The sequence below is a fragment of the Streptomyces polyrhachis genome, from assembly GCF_042663125.1.
Lineage (GTDB): Bacteria > Actinomycetota > Actinomycetes > Streptomycetales > Streptomycetaceae > Streptomyces > Streptomyces polyrhachii.
The window spans coordinates 1-18,410 of record NZ_JBHSZO010000028.1 but is presented as its reverse complement, the minus strand read 5'-3'; the positions used below and the strand labels follow the sequence as shown (position 1 = coordinate 18,410).

Annotated in this window: 13 protein-coding genes; 9 read left to right on the top strand and 4 right to left on the bottom strand. The window is 73.0% G+C overall.

Annotated elements, in window-relative coordinates; genetic code table 11:
* Positions 1-38 precede the first annotated feature (38 nt).
* Positions 39-263, top strand: coding sequence for a hypothetical protein (locus ACFQLX_RS17940; protein WP_386416407.1), 225 nt, complete (start codon positions 39-41; stop codon positions 261-263).
* Between the two features lie 133 nt (positions 264-396).
* Here the strand turns inward: ACFQLX_RS17940 and ACFQLX_RS17935 are convergent, their stop codons facing one another.
* The 3 genes from ACFQLX_RS17935 to panB form a co-directional block, all read right to left on the bottom strand.
* The gene (locus tag ACFQLX_RS17935) at positions 397-1,230 is read right to left on the bottom strand and encodes a site-2 protease family protein (RefSeq protein ID WP_386416405.1); all 834 of its coding nucleotides are present in this window, start codon (positions 1,228-1,230) and stop codon (positions 397-399) included.
* A gap of 75 nt (positions 1,231-1,305) precedes the next feature.
* Positions 1,306-1,707, bottom strand: a complete 402-nt coding sequence (locus ACFQLX_RS17930; protein WP_386416403.1) for a hypothetical protein — start codon at positions 1,705-1,707, stop codon at positions 1,306-1,308.
* A gap of 266 nt (positions 1,708-1,973) precedes the next feature.
* Positions 1,974-2,909: a 3-methyl-2-oxobutanoate hydroxymethyltransferase gene (gene panB, locus ACFQLX_RS17925; protein WP_386416402.1), complete on the bottom strand. Its 936-nt coding sequence runs from the start codon at positions 2,907-2,909 to the stop codon at positions 1,974-1,976.
* Positions 2,910-3,197: 288 nt separating this feature from the next.
* On the opposite strand from panB, the gene ACFQLX_RS17920 reads away from it, so the two are divergent.
* On the top strand, positions 3,198-4,262 hold the full coding sequence (locus tag ACFQLX_RS17920) for an endonuclease/exonuclease/phosphatase family protein (RefSeq protein WP_386416400.1): 1,065 nt from the start codon (positions 3,198-3,200) through the stop codon (positions 4,260-4,262).
* 42 nt (positions 4,263-4,304) lie between these two features.
* On the opposite strand, the gene ACFQLX_RS17915 is transcribed toward ACFQLX_RS17920, so the two are convergent.
* Positions 4,305-6,056 (bottom strand): NAD+ synthase, encoded by a 1,752-nt coding sequence (locus ACFQLX_RS17915; RefSeq protein ID WP_386416397.1) that lies wholly within the window; start codon positions 6,054-6,056, stop codon positions 4,305-4,307.
* Positions 6,057-6,333: 277 nt separating this feature from the next.
* Here ACFQLX_RS17915 and ACFQLX_RS17910 point away from each other — a divergent pair, with 277 nt between their 5' ends.
* From ACFQLX_RS17910 to ACFQLX_RS17880, 7 genes are all read left to right on the top strand, one after another.
* Entirely contained in the window at positions 6,334-7,713 is a 1,380-nt protein-coding gene (locus tag ACFQLX_RS17910; RefSeq protein WP_386416396.1) for an alpha-amylase, read from the top strand.
* 127 nt (positions 7,714-7,840) lie between these two features.
* Positions 7,841-13,216 (top strand): pullulanase-type alpha-1,6-glucosidase, encoded by a 5,376-nt coding sequence (gene pulA, locus ACFQLX_RS17905; RefSeq protein WP_386416393.1) that lies wholly within the window; start codon positions 7,841-7,843, stop codon positions 13,214-13,216.
* 143 nt (positions 13,217-13,359) lie between these two features.
* A complete protein-coding gene (locus ACFQLX_RS17900; RefSeq protein WP_386416391.1) occupies positions 13,360-14,118 on the top strand; it encodes a DUF4230 domain-containing protein in 759 nt (252 codons plus the stop codon).
* A gap of 305 nt (positions 14,119-14,423) precedes the next feature.
* Complete coding sequence (locus ACFQLX_RS17895) at positions 14,424-15,785, top strand: glutamine synthetase family protein (RefSeq protein WP_386416389.1); 1,362 nt, start codon at positions 14,424-14,426, stop codon at positions 15,783-15,785.
* A gap of 106 nt (positions 15,786-15,891) precedes the next feature.
* Entirely contained in the window at positions 15,892-16,086 is a 195-nt protein-coding gene (locus ACFQLX_RS17890) for a hypothetical protein (protein ID WP_386416388.1), read from the top strand.
* Positions 16,087-16,096: 10 nt separating this feature from the next.
* Positions 16,097-16,414 (top strand): YqfO family protein, encoded by a 318-nt coding sequence (locus tag ACFQLX_RS17885; protein WP_386416386.1) that lies wholly within the window; start codon positions 16,097-16,099, stop codon positions 16,412-16,414.
* A gap of 95 nt (positions 16,415-16,509) precedes the next feature.
* Positions 16,510-18,410: bifunctional [glutamine synthetase] adenylyltransferase/[glutamine synthetase]-adenylyl-L-tyrosine phosphorylase (locus tag ACFQLX_RS17880; protein WP_386416384.1), on the top strand; the 1,901-nt coding region annotated here is incomplete at its 3' end.

Here is an 18,410-nt window from a genome sequence, read left to right as displayed (position 1 = left end):
GAATGGTCCGCGTACCCGCCGCCGTGAAGGAGCCCGAGATGTCCGCCCCCGCAGGCCCCGCCCGTCCCGCCGACTCCAGGCGCCTGGCCTACTTCGCCACGGCGGTCTGCGCGCTCGCGGTGACCGCGGCGGTGGTGTCGTTCGCCAACGGGCTGTGGATGGGCGCGATCTGGCTGCTGCTCGCGGGCCTCTCCTCCAACATGGCCTGGTACTACCTGCGCCGTGCCCGCCTCTCGGGCAGCAGGGGCGGCGCGGACTCCTAAGGTCTGTCCTGAGTCGTCCTACGCCTGAAGAAGCGGCGTCCGGTGCGTGCTCTCGGTGTGCGGTGGGCTTGGTCATGTGGCGGAGCCACCTGTCCAAGCCCACCGTGCAGCGAGAGTGCGTGCCGGGCGTCGCTCACGCGCCGGGAGCTCCGTCCCAGAAGCGGTACCAGTCCCAACCCCACCGCACCTCCGCCTCGTTGATGTCGAGCGCGCCGAGCAGTGCGTACACCGCGTCGAAGAACGCCCGGTTCAGCTCCGGGATCCACAGCAGCGCGAAGACCGCCAGCAGCCCCCACCCGGCCGCCGGTGCCAGTTTGGCGCGCAGCCGGGCGGGGAGCCAGGGCTCGACCACCCCGTAGCCGTCCAGTCCCGGTACCGGCAGGAAGTTCAGCACGGCGGCCGTGACCTGCAGCATCGCCAGGAACGCCAGCGCCGAGCGGAAGGCCGCCGGCGCCCCGTCGAGCAGGCCGAGCCAGAACGGGGCCGCGCAGGCCACGGCGAAGGCGGCGTTCGTCAGCGGCCCGGCGGCGGAGACCAGGCTGTGCTTGAGGCGCCCGTGGATGCGCCCGCGCTCGATGAACACCGCGCCGCCCGGCAGCCCGATACCGCCCATGACGACGAAGAGCAGCGGCAGCACGATGCTGAGCAGGGCGTGGGTGTACTTCAGCGGGTTGAGCGTGAGGTAGCCCTTGGCCGCCACCGAGATGTCGCCGCTGTGCAGCGCGGTGCGCGCGTGCGCGTACTCGTGCAGGCACAGGGAGACGACCCAGGCCGCGCTGACGAAGACGAAGACGACCAGCCCCGTCGCCGTCCCGGCGGCGAGCCCCCGGCCGCGCAGGAGCGCCCAGCCGGCCACGGCCGCCAGCGCGACGAGGGCCAGGAAGACGGGGCTGACGCGGCGCTCGCGCCGGCTGAGGACGCGCGCGTCGCGCTCGGAGAGGGCGCCGCTGGGGTCGCTGGGCGTCATACGGGCCTGCCTTCGCCGGGATCGGGCCGTGCACCAGGGGAACGCCCCGCCCGCGCCCGGGGTTCCGGCGGGCCGCTACCCCTTGGCGGGGGTGGCCGCCGGCTCGTGGCGCGGGGACCTGCGCCCCCAGCCGAAGACGAAGGCCGCGGCGCCCAGGGACATCGCGGCGAGCGCGGCGGCGGCCAGCGCGGGGGTGTCGTCCGAGTCGCCCTCCGGCGGCGGGGTGAAGGTGCCGAAGTCCGGGACGAAGGCCGGGGCGCCGCCGGGGTTCTTCCCGTCCTGGGAGGCATCCGGGGCGGCGTCCTGCGGGACGCCCTGCGAGTGGTCGTGCTCCGCGGGCCCCCCGTCGCTGTACGGGCGCGGCCCGTCCGGCGCCGCGCCGTCCTGGGCGGGGGCCGCGGCGAGCAGCAGCGGCAGGGCGGTGAGGGCGGCGAGCGCGCGGGGCAGGCGCCTCCAGCGGTGGCGGCGGTGACTCATGGGGTGGGCTCCCTCTCCACTCGGGCCCGGTTCGCAGGCCGGTCGTCGCGCGGCGCGGACTGCCGGTCGCGCGATGCGTATGCCGGTCCACGGTCGGTCTGGAGGGGGTTCGGGAGGCGGAGGCGCCCCGCCCGAGGGGTCCGTACAGTTAATAAGATCACCGCATTGGCCCTCACCGGCCGGCCGCCGGCCGCGCGGGCCCGTAAAAGCGACAAGGCGACAACCCGGGGCCGTGGAGCCCCGGGCCGCCGCCTCGGTGGGAGCACCTAGCGGAAGCTGTGCTCCGCCGCCGGGTACGCGCCGTCCACCACGTCCTGGGCGAACGCCTTCGCCGCGTCGCCCAGCACACCGCGCAGGTCCGCGTACTGCTTGAGGAACTTCGGCGTGCGGCCGGGCCACTTCGTCAGCCCCGCCATGTCCGTCCAGACCAGCACCTGCGCGTCGCAGTCCGGGCCCGCGCCGATGCCGACCGTCGGGATGTGCAGCGAGCGCGTGGCCTCGGCCGCCAGCTCCGCCGGGACCAGCTCCAGCACCACCGCGAAGGCGCCCGCGTCCTGCACGGCCTTCGCGTCCCGCAGCAGCTGCTGCGCCGCCTCCTCGCCGCGCCCCTGCACCACGTGCCCGCCGAAGGCGTGCACCGACTGCGGGGTCAGGCCGATGTGCGCCATGACCGGGATGCCGGCCTGGACCAGCAGCGAGATCTGCTCCGCCGAGCGCTCGCCCCCCTCCAGCTTCACCGCGCCGACCCCGGCCTCCTTCACCAGCCGGGTCGCCGAGCGCAGCGCCTGCACCGGGCCCTCCTGGTAGGAGCCGAAGGGCAGGTCGCCCACGATCAGGGCCCGGCTCGTGCCGCGGACGACCGCGGCGGAGAGCAGGGTCATCTCGTCCATGGTGACCGGCACCGTGGACTCGTATCCCAGATGGCAGTTGCCCATGGAGTCCCCGACCAGCATCACGGGGATCCCCGCCTCGTCGAAGACGGAGGCCGTCATCGCGTCGTAGGCGGTGAGCATGGGCCACCGCTCGCCGCGCTCCTTGGCGCGGGCGATGTCGCGGACGGTGAGGCGGCGGGAGGAGGCCCCCCCGTAGAGGCCGGGGAGGGCCTTCTCCCGGTCACCGGACGCGACGGGTGCGGTGTCGTGCGCGGGCGTGGTGTCGTGCGCGGGCGTGGTCGAGCCACGCTCGCCTGTGGCGTGCGTCATCGCAACGCTCCTGTCGTCAGCTGTGCCGTCTCGAGGCGCCCAGTCGGCGTCCCCGGATCACCTCCATGCTGACATGCCTTCGCACGCGCCGAAAGGGGGGTTCTTGAGCGGTACGCGTCACGCCGCGGCCCGGGCCCGCGCGAGCGGCGGCAGGCCGGGGAATGTGCTGGTTTCGCTACGGTGGTCCCTACGCCGGGCCGAAGTGGAACCCGGCGCCGGTCGGCGGTCGTCCTGAGCATCCTGAGTATTCGTGAGGCGGGACGACCGGTGGAAGAGCGAGGGCGGCGCATGGCGCAGGTGGACACGGCCGAGTCGGGACCGGAAGGCCCGGACGGCCCAGGAGGCGCGGACGCCGGGAACGGGCGGCGGGGGCGCCGCCGGGTGCGCGACATCCGGAACCTGACCGAGCTGAAGCGCCGGCTCTCCGCGCCCGGCCCCTGGCGGCGCGGACTGCTGACGGCCGCGCTGAGCCTGCTGCTCGGGCTGGTGATGCTCTTCCACGCCGGCATCCCCAACCGGATCGGCAGCCTCGGCAGCCTGGTGGAGACCTTCCTGCCCTGGCTGGGCCTGCTGGTCGTCCCGCTGGCCGCCGCCGCGCTGCTGCGCCGCTCGGCGAGCGCGGCGGCCGCGCTGCTGCTGCCGGTGTTCGTCTGGACCAGCCTCTTCGGCGGGCTGCTCACCGACAAGGCGGGACCCGGCGGGGACCTCACCGTCGTCAGCCACAACGTGGCCGAGCAGAACCTCGACTACGCGGCCACCGCCCGCGCCCTCATCGCCTCCGGCGCCGACCTCGTCGCCCTGGAGGAGATCACCCGCACCAACCGGGACGCCTACGCCGCGGCGCTGGCGAAGGAGTACCCGCACCACCAGGTCCTGGGCACCGTCGGCGTCTGGAGCAGGCTGCCGCTCTCCGACACCCGCCCCGTGGACCTGCGGCTCGGCTGGACGCGCGCGCTGCGGACGACCGTGGCCACCGGGGAGGGACCGGTCGCCGTGTACGTGGCGCACCTGCCGTCCGTACGCGTCAAGCTCGACGCCGGCTTCACCGCCGGGCGGCGCGACGCCAGCGTCCAGGCGCTGGGGGAGGCCGTCGAGGCCGAGCCGCTGAACCGGGTCGTGCTCCTGGGCGACCTCAACGGCACGATGAACGACCGCGCGCTGGCGCCCCTGACCTCCCAGCTGCGCTCCGCGCAGGGCGCGGCGGGCGACGGCTTCGGCTTCAGCTTCCCGGCGGACTTCCCGATGGCGCGCATCGACCAGATCCTGGTGCGCGGGGCCGAGCCCGCCAGCTCCTGGGTGCTGCCGGCCACCGGCAGCGACCACCGCCCGGTGGGGGCCAGGGTCACGCTGTGACCCTCGGGGGTACGGGCCCGCCCGTACCCCCGAGGCGTCGCGTCACCCCTGCTCGCGCCAGCGGTTGGTGATCGGCAGCCGGCGGTCCTTGCCGAAGCCCTTGGGCGAGGTCTTGGTGCCCGGCGGGTACTGCCGGCGCTTGTACTCGGCGGTGTCGACCAGCTTCAGCACCCGCTCCACCAGCGCCTCGTCGAAGCCCTCGGCGACGATCTGCGCGCGGCCGGCGTCGCGGTCGACGTACAGCTCCAGGATCCGGTCCAGCACGTCGTAGTCGGGGAGCGAGTCGGTGTCCACCTGGTCCGGGCGCAGCTCCGCGCTCGGCGGCTTGGCGATGGAGTTCTCCGGGATCGGCGGGGTCTCGCCGCGCGCGGCGGCGTGGGCGTTGCGCCACCTCGCCAGGCGGAAGACGCCGGTCTTGTAGACGTCCTTGATCGGGCCGTACGCGCCGACCGAGTCGCCGTAGAGCGTGGAGTAGCCGACGGCCAGCTCGCTCTTGTTGCCGGGGGCCAGGACGAGCTGGCCCTCCTGGTTGGAGACGGCCATCAGCAGTGTGCCGCGCAGCCGCGACTGGAGGTTCTCCTCGGCCAGCCCGGTCAACTTCAGGGAGTCCATGTACGCGTCGAACATCGGCGCGATGGACACGGTGCGCAGGTGCAGCCCGGTGCGGCGGGCCAGCTCGGCGGCGTCGTCGCGGGAGTGCTGGGAGGAGTAGCCCGAGGGCATCGAGACGCCGTACACGTGCGAGGCGCCGACGGCGTCGCAGGCGAGGGCGGCGACCAGGGCGGAGTCGATGCCGCCGGAGAGGCCGATCAGCACCGAGTCGAAGCCGTTCTTGGCCACGTACGCGCGCAGCCCCACGACCAGCGCGTTGTACATCTCCTCCGTGTCGTCCATCCGCTCGGCGACCTCGCCGGGGAAGCGCGGCTCGTAGGGGGCGAGGGGCTCGGCGGAGAGCGTGACGTGCTCGATGCGCATGCCGTCGTCCACCGTGCCGGCGGGGGGCCGGGGGGCGGCGGCGGGCAGGTCGAGGTCGAGGAGCACGCACTCCTCGGTGAACTGCGGCGCCCGCGCGATCACCTCGCCGTCCGCGCCGACGACGATGGAGTCGCCGTCGAAGACCAGCTCGTCCTGGCCGCCGGTCATGGCCAGGTAGACGGTGGTGCAGCCGGCCTCCTGGGCGCGCTTGCGCACCAGGTCCAGGCGGGTGTCGTCCTTGTTGCGCTCGTACGGCGAGGCGTTGACGGAGAGCAGCAGCCCGGCCCCGGCGGCGCGCGCGGCGGGCACCCGGCCGCCGTCCTGCCAGAGGTCCTCGCAGATGGCCAGCGCCACGTCCACCCCGTGCACCCGTACGACGGGGAGGGTGTCGCCGGGGACGAAGTAGCGGAACTCGTCGAAGACGCCGTAGTTGGGCAGGTGGTGCTTGGCGAAGCTGATCGCCACCTCGCCCCGGTGCAGCACCGCGGCGGCGTTCTGCGGGGCGCCGGCGGGCTGGCCGTAGCGGGGCCGGGCGGCGGCGCGGTCGAGGTAGCCGACGACCACCGGGATCTCGCCGAGCCCCTCCGCCCGCAGGCGGGCGGCCAGTTCGGCGAGGGCGGCGCGGGAGGCGTCGACGAAGGAGGAGCGCAGGGCCAGGTCCTCCACCGGATAGCCGGTGAGCACCATCTCGGGGAAGACGACGAGGTGCGCTCCCTGCTCCGCGGAGCGGTGGGCCCAGCGGACGATCGAGTCGGCGTTGCCGGCGAGGTCGCCGACGGTGGAGTCGATCTGGTTCAGGGCGAGTCGTAGTTGAGGCACGGGGCCAGTGTAATCGTCGCTCTGACGAAATTCCATTCGTCAAAGTGACGAGATCGGGGCGGGGGCCCGAATTCGGCCGAGGTGGTGCAAGTTCTTGCGGAAGTGCTTGCGGATGCGGAACGGCCCGCTGTTTCAGGTCCGTTGCCGGGATGTGTCCGCAGGGTTGACCGATGTGCGGCGGCCCCCTAGCGTCTGCTCCGCAGCAGCTCGGCTGAATCTTTCAGCAAGAACCTTCAATCCCTTGCGGAGCAGCTCCCCCCACCGCGCAGGAGGAGTCATGGCCAGCAGAACCACCGCCCTCGCCCTCGCACTCGCCGGCACCGCCGCCTTCGCCCTCGCGGCGCCGGCGACGACCGCGTCCGCGGCGCCGCCCGGCACCAGGGACGTCACCGCCGTCCTCTTCGAGTGGAAGTTCACCTCCGTCGCCAGGGAGTGCACCCAGACCCTCGGCCCGGCCGGCTACGGGCTGGTCCAGGTCTCGCCGCCCCAGGAGCACATCCAGGGCAGCCAGTGGTGGACCTCCTACCAGCCGGTCAGCTACAGGATCGCCGGCCGGCTCGGCAGCCGCAGCGACTTCCAGAACATGGTCAACACCTGCCACGCCGCCGGCGTGAAGGTCATCGCGGACTCCGTCATCAACCACATGGCGGCCGGCTCCGGCACCGGAACCGGCGGCTCCCCGTACACCAAGTACGACTACCCGGGCGTCTACTCCGGCTGGGACATGGACGACTGCACCTTTGCGGTGACCGACTACGCCGACCGCTGGAACGTCCAGAACTGCGAACTCGTGGGCCTGGCCGACCTCGACACCGGGGAGGGCTACGTGCGCGGGCGCATCGCCGCGTACCTCAACGACCTGCTCTCCCTGGGCGTCGACGGCTTCCGTATCGACGCCTCCAAGCACATGGCCGCCGCCGACCTGGCCGACATCAAGTCCCGGCTGGCCAACCCGGGCGTCTACTGGAAGCACGAGGCCATCTACGGGGCGGGCGAGGCCGTCCAGCCCTCCGAGTACCTGGGCAGCGGCGACGTCCAGGAGTTCCGCTACGCCTACGACCTCAAGCGCGTCTTCACCAGCGAGCGCCTGGCGTACCTGGACAACTTCGGCGAGGCGTGGGGCTACCTGCCCTCCGGGAAGTCCGGTGTCTTCGTCGACAACCACGACACCGAGCGCAACGGCTCCACCCTCACCTACAAGTCCGGCGCGAACTACACCCTCGCGAGCGTCTTCATGCTCGCCTGGCCCTACGGCTCCCCGGACGTCCACTCCGGCTACGAGTGGAGCGGCATCGACGCCGGACCGCCCAACGGCGGCACCGTCAACGCCTGCTACCAGGACGGCTGGAAGTGCCAGCACGCCTGGCCGGAGATCAAGGCCATGGTCGCCTTCCGCAACACCACCCGCGGCCAGGCGGTCGTCAACTGGTGGGACAACGGCTACCAGGCCATCGCCTTCGGCCGCGGCACCAAGGGCTACGTCGTGGTCAACCACGAGGGCTTTGCCCTCAGCCGCTCCTTCCAGACCCAGCTGCCGGCCGGCACCTACCGCGACATCCAAAGCGGCGCCTGCGTCGCGGTGAACAGCAGCGGCTGGTTCACCGCCACCGTCCCGTCCCAGTCGGCCCTCGCGCTGCGCGTCGGCGCGGGCTGCTGACCGCCGCCCCGCCTCCCGTACGACTCCTCCCGTACGACCGCCCGGCCCCTCCCCGCCGGGCGGTCCCCACGCTCCCCACACCCCCCACGCCCCACCGTCAGAGCCCCACCGCCAGAGAGAGACCCGTATGAGACCGCCCGCCCCACGCCGGACGGCCGCCCTGGCGGCCGCCTCCCTGGTGACCGCCCTGACCGCGGCCCTGATACCCGCCCTCCCGGCGCTGGCCGCCCCGCCGCCCCCGCCCTCCGACGCGCAGCTGGCGGCCGAGCCCGCCCGGCACGACCTGACGCGCGAGCAGTTCTACTTCGTGCTGCCCGACCGCTTCGCCAACGGAGATACGGCCAACGACCGCGGCGGCCTGGCCGGCAGCCGTACGGCCACCGGCTTCGACCCCACCGACAAGGGCTTCTACCAGGGCGGCGACCTCAAGGGCCTCACCGAGCGGCTCGACTACGTCAAGGGCCTGGGCACCACCGCGATCTGGCTGGCGCCGATCTTCAAGAACCAGCCCGTGCAGGGCGAGGGCGCCAACGCCTCGGCCGGCTACCACGGTTACTGGATCACCGACTTCACCCAGGTCGACCCGCACTTCGGCACCAACGCCGACCTGGCGAGGCTGATCGACAAGGCCCACGCCAAGGGCATGAAGGTCTTCTTCGACGTCATCACCAACCACACCGCCGACGTCATCGACTACCGCGAGCAGTCCTACGACTACCTCAGCAAGGGCGCCTTCCCCTACCTGACGAAGGACGGCGCCCCCTTCGACGACTCCGCGCACGCCGGCGGCGGTGGCTTCCCCGCCGTGGACGCCGACTCCTTCCCGCGAACCCCCGTGGTACGCAAGGACGTCAAGGTCCCCGCCTGGCTCAACGACCCGACGATGTACCACAACCGCGGCGACTCCACCTTCGCCGGCGAGTCCTCCGGGCACGGCGACTTCGTCGGCCTGGACGACCTGTGGACCGAGCGCCCCGAGGTCGTCGAGGGCATGGCGCGCATCTACCAGCGCTGGGTGCGCGACTTCGACATCGACGGCTTCCGGATCGACACGGTCAAGCACGTCGACATGGCGTTCTGGAAGCAGTGGGCCACCGCGCTGGACGACTACGCGGCCAAGCGGGGCCGCGAGGACTTCTTCATGTTCGGCGAGGTCTACTCCGCCGACCCGGCGATCACCGCCCCGTACGTCACCGAGGGCCGCCTCGACGCCACCCTCGACTTCCCCTTCCAGGAGGCGGCCCGCTCCTTCGCCTCCCGGGGCGCCGCCGCGGACGGCCTGCGCGGCCTCTTCGCGCAGGACTACCGCTACACCACCGACAAGGCCAACGCCTACGAGCAGGTGCCCTTCCTCGGCAACCACGACATGGGCCGCTTCGGCGCCTTCCTCCGGCAGGACAACCCCGGTGCGGACGAAGGGGAGTTGCTGAAGCGCTACCGCCTCGCCAACGAGCTGATGTTCCTCAGCCGCGGCAACCCCGTCGTCTACTACGGCGACGAGCAGGGCTTCACCGGCGCCGGCGGCGACAAGGACGCCCGCCAGAGCCTCTTCGCCTCCAAGACCGCCGACTACCTGGACGACGACCAGCTCGGCACCGACCGCACCCACGCGAGCGACGCCTACGACCCGGGCCACCCCCTCTACCGCCAGATAGCCGCCCTCTCCCGCCTCACCAAGGCCCACCCCGCCCTGCGCGACGGCATCCAGACCGAGCGCCTGGCCGAGGGCCCGCTCTACGCCTTCTCCCGTACGGACCGGGCCGACGGCACCGAGTACGTCGTCGCGGTGAACAACTCCACGGACGCCAAGTCCGCGCGTATCCCCACCGGTTCGACCTCGGCCGACTTCAGCCTCCTGTACGGGGGCGAGGGCGGCGTCCGCAGTAGCGCGGACCGCACGGTCGAGGTCTCGGTACCGGCGCTGGGCTCCGTGGTGCTCAGGGCCGCCGCCCCGGCGCCGCCGCCGGCCACCGCGCCGACGCTCGCCCTGCACGCCCCGGCCGCCGGCGCCCACGGCACCGTGGAGATCGCCGCGGGCGTGGACGGCGGCGGGCTCAACCGCGTCGTCTTCGCCGCCCAGCAGGGCGACGGACCCTGGCAGGTGCTCGGCTCGGCCGACCACGCCCCGTACAAGGTGACGCAGAAGGTCACCGCACCCTCCGGAACGGCCCTGCGCTACAAGGCCGTTGCCATCGACGCGGCCGGACGCACGGCGAGCGCCCGCGCCGCGAGCACTGCCGGGGCCGCGCCCGCCGAGGCGCCGCCCACCGCCGTGTCCCGCGACTACGCGGTCGTCCACTACAAGCGCGCGGACGGCGACTACGCCGACTGGGGCCTCTACACCTGGGGCGACATCGCCGACGGCGAGGGCACGAACTGGCCCGAGGGCAAGCCCTTCGCCGGCCGCGACGCCTACGGCGCCTTCGCCTACGTCAAGCTCAAGCCGGGCGCCTCGGGCATCGGCTTCATCGTGGTCGACAGGAACGGCGTGAAGGACGTCGACGCCGACCGCTCGATCGATCTGGCGCGCACCGGCGAGGTCTGGGTCGAGCAGGGCAGGCCCGAGGTGCGCGAGAGCGCGCCCGAGGGCGCCTACCCCCCGCAGGACACGGCGAAGGCCGTACTGCACTACCGCCGCGCCGACGGCGACTACACCGGCTGGGGCCTGCACACCTGGACCGGCGCCGCCCAGCCCACCGAGTGGGCCCAGCCGCTGCGGCCGGTACGGACCGACGCCTACGGCGCGGTGTTCGAGGTGCCGCTGACGGACGGCGCGACCTCGCTCAGCTACATCCTCCACAAGGGCGACGAGAAGGACCTCCCCGCCGACCAGTCCCTCGACCTCAGGGCGAGCGGCCACGAGGTGTGGCTGCTCGCCGGCCAGGAGAAGTACCTCCTGCCGCAGCCCAAGGGCGGCGGCGCGGCGCTCGACCTGGCGAAGGCGCAGGCCGTCTGGCTGGACCGCAATACGGTGGCCTGGAAGGGCAACCCGGCTGCCGCCTCGACCCAGTTGCTCTACTCCCGCGACGGAGGCATCAAGGTCGACGGCGGTGCGCTGACGGGCGACGCCCGCTGGCTGCGGCTGAACCCGGCCTCCCTCACCGACGCCCAGAAGGCCGCCTTCCCGCACCTGGAGGACTACCCGGCCTTCCGCGTCGACCCGCGCGACACCGACCGCGTCCGCACCGCCCTGCGCGGCCAGGTCATCGCCACCCAGCGGGCCGCCAACGGCGCCGTCCTCAGCGCCACGGGCGTCCAACTCGCGGGCGTACTGGACGACGTGTACGCACCGTCCGCGAGCGGCGCCAAGCTCGGCCCCGTGTTCCGCGACGGCCGCCCCACGCTCTCCCTGTGGGCGCCCACCGCCCAGCGCGTCACCCTCGACGTGGGCGGCGAGAGCGTCCCGATGCGCCGCGACGGCGCCTCCGGCGTCTGGAGCGCGACCGGGCCGGCGAGCTGGAAGGGCAAGCCCTACCGGTACGCGGTGTCGGTATGGGCGCCGACCGTCCAGCAGGTCGTCACCAACCACGTCACCGACCCCTACTCCCTTGCCCTGACGGCCGATTCGCAGCGCAGCCTCGTCGTGGACCTCGCCGACCGGGCCCTCGCCCCCGAGGGCTGGCGGACGCTGGCCAAGCCCAGGGCCGTACCCCTGCGCGACGCGCAGATCCAGGAGCTGCACGTCCGGGACTTCTCCGTCGCCGACAGCACGGTGCCCGCCGAACTCCGCGGCAAGTACGGTGCGTTCACCGACCGCGACTCCGCCGGCAGCAGACACCTGCGGGAGTTGGCGAAGGCCGGCACCACCTACGTCCACCTGCTGCCGGTCTTCGACATCGCGACGATCCCCGAGCGCGCCGCCGACCAGCAGACCCCCGACTGCGACCCCGCCTCCTACGCCCCCGACTCCGACAAGCAGCAGGAGTGCGTGGGCAGGGCGGCGGCCAAGGACGCCTACAACTGGGGCTACGACCCCTACCACTACACCGTCCCCGAGGGCTCGTACGCCGGCGACGCCGACGGCACCGGGCGCACCACCGAGTTCCGCGAGATGGTGCAGGCCCTCAACGGCCAGGGGCTGCGCGTGGTGATGGACGTGGTCTACAACCACACCACCGCCTCCGGCCAGGCCCCCACCTCCGTCCTGGACAAGGTGGTGCCCGGCTACTACCACCGCCTCCTGCCCGACGGCACCGTGGCCACCTCCACCTGCTGCGCCAACACCGCGCCCGAGAACACGATGATGGGCAAGCTGGTCGTGGACTCCGTGGTCACCTGGGCGAAGGAGTACAAGGTCGACGGCTTCCGCTTCGACCTGATGGGCCACCACCCCAAGGCGAACATGCTGGCCGTACGGGCCGCACTCGACGAGCTGACCGTCGCGAAGGACGGCGTCGACGGGAAGAGGATCATCCTCTACGGCGAGGGCTGGAACTTCGGCGAGATCGCCGACGACGCCCGCTTCGTCCAGGCCACCCAGAAGAACATGGCCGGCACCGGCATCGCCACCTTCTCCGACCGGGCCCGCGACGCGGTCCGCGGCGGCGGCCCCTTCGACGCCGACCCGGGCGTCCAGGGCTTCGCCTCCGGCCTGTACAACGAGCCCAACGGCTCGGCGGCCAACGGCAGTAGAGACGAGCAGCGCGCCCGCCTGCTGCACTACCAGGACCTCCTGAAGGTCGGCCTGGCGGGCAACCTGGCGTCCTACCGCTTCACCGACACGAAGGGACGCGACGTCACCGGCGCGCAGGTCGACTACAACGGCTCCCCGGCGGGCTACGCCGACGCCCCCGGCGACGCCCTCGCCTACGCCGACGCCCACGACAACGAGGCCCTCTTCGACGCGCTGGCCTTCAAACTCCCGGCCACCGTCCCCCCGGCCGACCGGGCCCGTATGCAGGTCCTCGCCATGGGCACCGCCGCGCTCTCCCAGGGCCCGGCGCTCTCCCAGGCCGGCAGCGACCTGCTGCGCTCGAAGTCCCTGGACCGCAACTCCTACGACAGCGGCGACTGGTTCAACGCCATCCACTGGGACTGCCGCGCCGGCAACGGCTTCGGCCGCGGCCTGCCCCCGGCGGCCGACAACGCCCCCAAGTGGCCGTACGCCGCACCGCTGCTCACCGCGCCCGCCCTGACCGTCGGCTGCCCGCAGATCGACGGCGCCTCCGCCGCGTACCGCGACCTGCTGCGCATCCGCGCCACCGAGGCGGACTTCAGCCTCGCCAACACGCAGGAGGTACGCGCCGCGCTCTCCTTCCCGCTCTCCGGGACCGGGGAGACGCCGGGTGTGGTCACCATGCGGCTGGGGAAGCTGGTCGTCGTCTTCAACGCGACCCCCGAGCGCCGCGAACAGCGCGTCGAGGCGCTGGCCGGTACGCCGTACACCCTGCACCCGGTGCAGGCCGGCGGCGCGGACGCGGTGGTGAAGGGGGCCTCGTACGAGGCGTCCTCGGGCACCTTCACCGTGCCGGGAAGGACGGTTGCGGTCTACACGAACGGGTAACGATGGCCCTCGGGGCGGGAAGGCGGGCGGCGCCTTCCCGCCCTCTTCGGGCTCTCCCGCCCCTGCGGAGGGTTCCGGCGGCCCGCACGGGGCACGCGCACAGTGTCAGCACTCTCCGCGGTGTCTGCGACAGGGGGCCACGTATGCCCGAATCCCGCACCACGCCCGAATCCCGCGCCCAGCCCGCCGGCCGGCGCCCGCCCAGAGCGCCCCGCCTGCGCGCCGCCCGCCGCATCCCCTGGTGGCTGGGGCTGCCCGTGGCCCTCGCCGTGCTGGTGGCACTGCTGGCGGCGCTCGTGCGGGTGGACCTGCTGCCCGGCCCCGGCGACCTGCTGGACGAGAAGACGACCGACCGCTCGGGCCCGGCGCTGCTGCGGTCCGTACGCGACCTGAGCCGCTACCAGGCGGCGGAGGGCAACTTCCAGGTGGTCGTCGACCTCGACAAGGACGCCGCGTTCCTCCCGGACTCCGTACGCGGCAAACGCACCCTCTACGTCGGCGCGGGCACCGTCCCCGCCTACGTCGACCTGGGAAAGGTCGCCGACGGTGGCGTCCAGGTCAACGACGACCGCACCGCCGCGACCCTCTGGCTGCCCCACGCCCGCCTCGGCTCCCCGGCGCTGGACCCGGACCGCTCGTACGCGGTCACCAAGCAGCGCGGCATCCTCGACCGCCTCGGGGACTTCTTCTCGGACAACCCCAACGACGAACGCGAGGTCAACCGGCTGGCCGCGCAGCACATCGCCGCCGCCGCCCGGGACGCCGGCCTCACCACCCGCGCCGAGCGCAACACGACCGCGATGCTGGAGGGGCTGCTGCACTCCCTGGGCTTCGGCGACGTCACCGTGCACTACGGCCGTACCCCGCCGTCCTCGGCCAACTCCGGTAAACCGCAGGCATGACGGGCCGCCCTCCCAGGGAAGGCTATCGACATGAACGAGGTACCTGTCTGCCCGCGCTGCGGCCGGGTGCGCTGCATCTGCCCGCCGCGCTGAGCCGCGCGCGGGGCACTGCCGAAAGGCCCGCCGAGGCATCTGCGGGCCCCACCGGGACGTCCGCCGGGACGTGGCCCACAATGGCGGGGACGGCTCGTGCGGGTGATCACCCCCTCCCGAAACACGCCGTTCACCCGCTAGCGTGATACTGAGTGCTCGCGCGCACCCGACCGGGGCGCGACCCGCACGCCCGACCGTCAAGGATGTGGACCGTGGAGAAGCAGCAGGAGTTCGTGCTCCGCACCCTGGAGGAGCGGGACATCCGCTTCGTGCGGCTGTGGTTCACCGACGTGCTGGGCTTCCTGAAGTCCGTCGCGGTGGCCCCCGCCGAGCTGGAGCAGGCCTTCGAGGAGGGCATCGGCTTCGACGGCTCCGCGATCGAGGGCTTCGCCCGGGTCTACGAGTCCGACATGATCGCCAAGCCGGACCCCTCGACCTTCCAGATCCTGCCCTGGCGCGCCGAGGCGCCCGGCACCGCGCGGATGTTCTGCGACATCCTCATGCCGGACGGCTCCCCGTCCTACGCCGACCCGCGCTACGTGCTGAAGCGGATCCTGTCGCGCACCTCGGACCTGGGCTTCACCTTCTACACCCACCCCGAGATCGAGTTCTTCCTGCTGAAGGACAAGCCGCTGGACGGCCGCGCGCCCGTCCCCGCCGACAACTCCGGCTACTTCGACCACACCCCGCAGAACGTCGGCATGGACTTCCGCCGCCAGGCGATCACGATGCTGGAGTCGATGGGCATCTCGGTGGAGTTCTCCCACCACGAGGGCGCCCCCGGCCAGCAGGAGATCGACCTGCGGTACGCGGACGCGCTCTCCACCGCCGACAACATCATGACGTTCCGGCTGATCATGAAGCAGGTGGCGCTGGAGCAGGGCGTGCAGGCGACGTTCATGCCCAAGCCCTTCTCCGAGTACCCCGGCTCCGGCATGCACACCCACCTCTCCCTCTTCGAGGGCGACCGCAACGCCTTCTACGAGTCGGGCTCGGAGTACGAACTCTCCAAGGTCGGCCGCTCCTTCATCGCCGGCCTGCTGACGCACGCGGCGGAGATCTCCGCCGTCACCAACCAGTGGGTCAACTCCTACAAGCGCATCTGGGGCGGCTCCCAGCGCACGGCGGGCGCGGGCGGCGAGGCCCCCTCGTACATCTGCTGGGGCCACAACAACCGCTCGGCGCTGGTGCGCGTCCCCCTCTACAAGCCCGGCAAGACCGGCTCCTCGCGCATCGAGGTCCGCTCCCTGGACGCCGGCTGCAACCCCTACCTGGCCTACTCGGTCCTGCTGGCGGCGGGCCTGAAGGGCGTCGAGGAGGGCTACGAGCTCCCCCCCGGCGCGGAGGACGACGTCTGGGCCCTCACCGACGCGGAACGCCGCGCCCTGGGCATCCAGCCCCTCCCGCAGAACCTGGGCGAGGCGATCACCCTGATGGAGAACAGCGAACTCGTCGCGGAAACCCTGGGCGAACACGTCTTCGACTTCTTCCTCCGCAACAAGAAGCAGGAGTGGGAGGAGTACCGCTCGGAGGTCACGGCCTTCGAACTGCGCAAGAACCTGCCGGTGCTGTAAGGGCGGGGTTCTGCGGCACCCCCTTATGGACGCGGGGCGTCGGCGGTAGATTGAACGCGTTCAATAACGTACGAGGGGGAGTCGCCCCACGGATCGTGGGGGGCGTATGGAGTCTGCGGGCCTGGCGGTCGTCGTTCTGGTGTACGGATCACTCTGCGGTGCCGCGCTCTGCGTGATCCTCGCCGCCGTACTGGTCCCCTACTGGGCGCGGCGCCGTATCGCCGCCCTGGCACAGGCCGAGCGGGAAGGCGCGTACGGAGAAGACCCCACCCCCGGGCCGGAGGAAACCCCCGCCCCTTAGAGTCCCCCACATGCCCCGTCTGAAGATCGAGATCTCCGTTCCCGCGAGTCACGTCGACGCCGTGCTCGACGCCCTGCACGCCGCCGGCGCCGGGCGCGTCGGCGACTACGCGCGGTGCTCCAGCGTGTGGCGGGTCGCCGGGACCTGGCAGCCCCTGCCCGGGGCGCGGCCCTACGACGGCGAGGTGGGCGCCGTACAGCACGGGGAGGAGTGCCGGGTGGAGTCCGTCTGCGAGGCGGAGCAGGCCCGCGCGGTGCTGGAGGCCGTCCGCGCGGCCCATCCGTACGAGGAGGCGGTCATCCACTTCCTGCCGCTGTACGAGCCGTGAGGCCGCCCGGATACGGGTCCGGAGCCCGCCTCGGCGCACAGCCGCCCGCGCGCAAGCCCTGAGCCGATCCGCCCCCGCCCGATATCCTCACCCCCATGGCCCTCCCCAGCGGACGTCGCGTCGACAGCCCCCTCAGTCGCCTCGTCCGCTACGGGTTCACCGATGCGGCCACCGCCGAGCGGCTCCTCAGCGGCGAGGCCCTCTCCGCCGTCCGCAGCGACCCCGTCCTGCTCGACGCGCTGGGCGCGAGCGCCGACCCCGACCAGGCGCTGCGCGCACTGGACTCCCTCGCCGAGGCCCTCGACCCCGTCGAGCGCCAGACCCTCCTGACCACCCTCACCGCCTCCAAGCCGCTGCGCGACCGCCTCCTGGGCGTGCTCGGCGCCTCCGAGGGCCTCGCCGAGCACCTCGCGCGCCACCCCCGCGACTGGCACTCCCTCCTCACCTACGAGTCCGCCGACCTCCACCCCACCCTCGACGAGTTCGAACGCGCCCTCGCCGAAGGCGTCTGGGGAGAGGCCGGCGAGGGCGTCCCCCGCCCCGACGCCCTGCGCACCGCCTACCGCCGCGCCCTGCTGGGCATCGCCGCCCGCGACGTCTGCGGCACCGCCGACGTCGTCCAGACCGCCGCCGAGCTGGCCGACCTGGCCACCGCCACCCTGCGCGCCGCCCTGGAGATCGCCGCCGAGGAGCAGCCGCTGGACGCCGCCGCCTGCCGGCTCGCGGTCATCGGCATGGGCAAGTGCGGCGGGCGCGAGCTGAACTACGTCTCCGACGTCGACGTCATCTTCGTCGCCGAGTCCAGCGGCGACACGGACGAGGGCGCCGCCCTGCGGGCCGCGACCCGGCTGGCCGCCCGGATGATGCGCGTCTGCTCGGAGACCACCGGCGAGGGCGCCATCTGGCCGGTCGACGCCAACCTCCGCCCCGAGGGCCGCAACGGCCCCCTGGTCCGTACCCTCGCCTCCCACCTCGCCTACTACCAGCGCTGGGCGAAGACCTGGGAGTTCCAGGCGCTCCTCAAGGCCCGCCCGGTGGCCGGGGACGCCGGACTCGGCCAGGAGTACTGCGCGGCCGTGGCGCCGCTGGTGTGGCAGGCCGCCCAGCGGGAGAACTTCGTCACCGACGTGCAGCAGATGCGCCGCCGCGTGGTGGACGCCATCCCCGCCGCCGAGGTCGAGCGCGAACTCAAGCTCGGGCCCGGGGGCCTGCGCGACGTGGAGTTCTCCGTGCAACTGCTGCAGCTCGTCCACGGCCGCACCGACGAGACCCTGCGCAGCGCCACCACCCTCGACGCCCTCGCGGCCCTCGCCGCCGGCGGCTACGTCGGCCGCGCGGACGCCGCCGCGATGGACGCCGCCTACCGCTTCCTGCGCACCCTGGAGCACCGCATCCAGCTGTGGAAGCTGCGCCGCACCCACCTGCTGCCCGAGAGCGCGCCCGAACTGCGCCGACTGGGCCGGGAGATGGGCTTTCGCAGCGAGCCCGTCGCCGAGCTGCGCAAGGAGTGGCGCCGCCACTCCCGCGAAGTGCGCCGCCTGCACGAGAAGCTCTTCTACCGCCCCCTGCTCGACGCCGTCGCCGGCCTCGCCCCCGGCGAGGCGCACCTGTCGCCCGAGGCGGCGCGCGAACGGCTGGAGGCCCTGGGGTACGCCGACCCGGGCGCCGCCCTGCGCCATCTGGAGGCGCTGACCGCCGGGATGAGCCGCAAGGCCGCCATCCAGCGCACCCTGCTGCCGGTGCTGCTCGGCTGGTTCGGCGACTCCGCCGACCCCGACGCCGGACTGCTCAACTTCCGCAAGGTCTCCGACGCCCTCGGCAAGACCCCCTGGTACCTGCGCCTGCTGCGCGACGAGGGCGCCGCCGCCGAGAACCTCGCCCGCGTCCTGTCCGCCGGCCGCCTCGCCCCCGACCTGCTGCTGCGCGCCCCCGAGGCGGTGGCGCTCCTGGGCGACGAGCAGGGCCTGCAGCCGCGCGGCCGCGCCCCGCTGGAGCA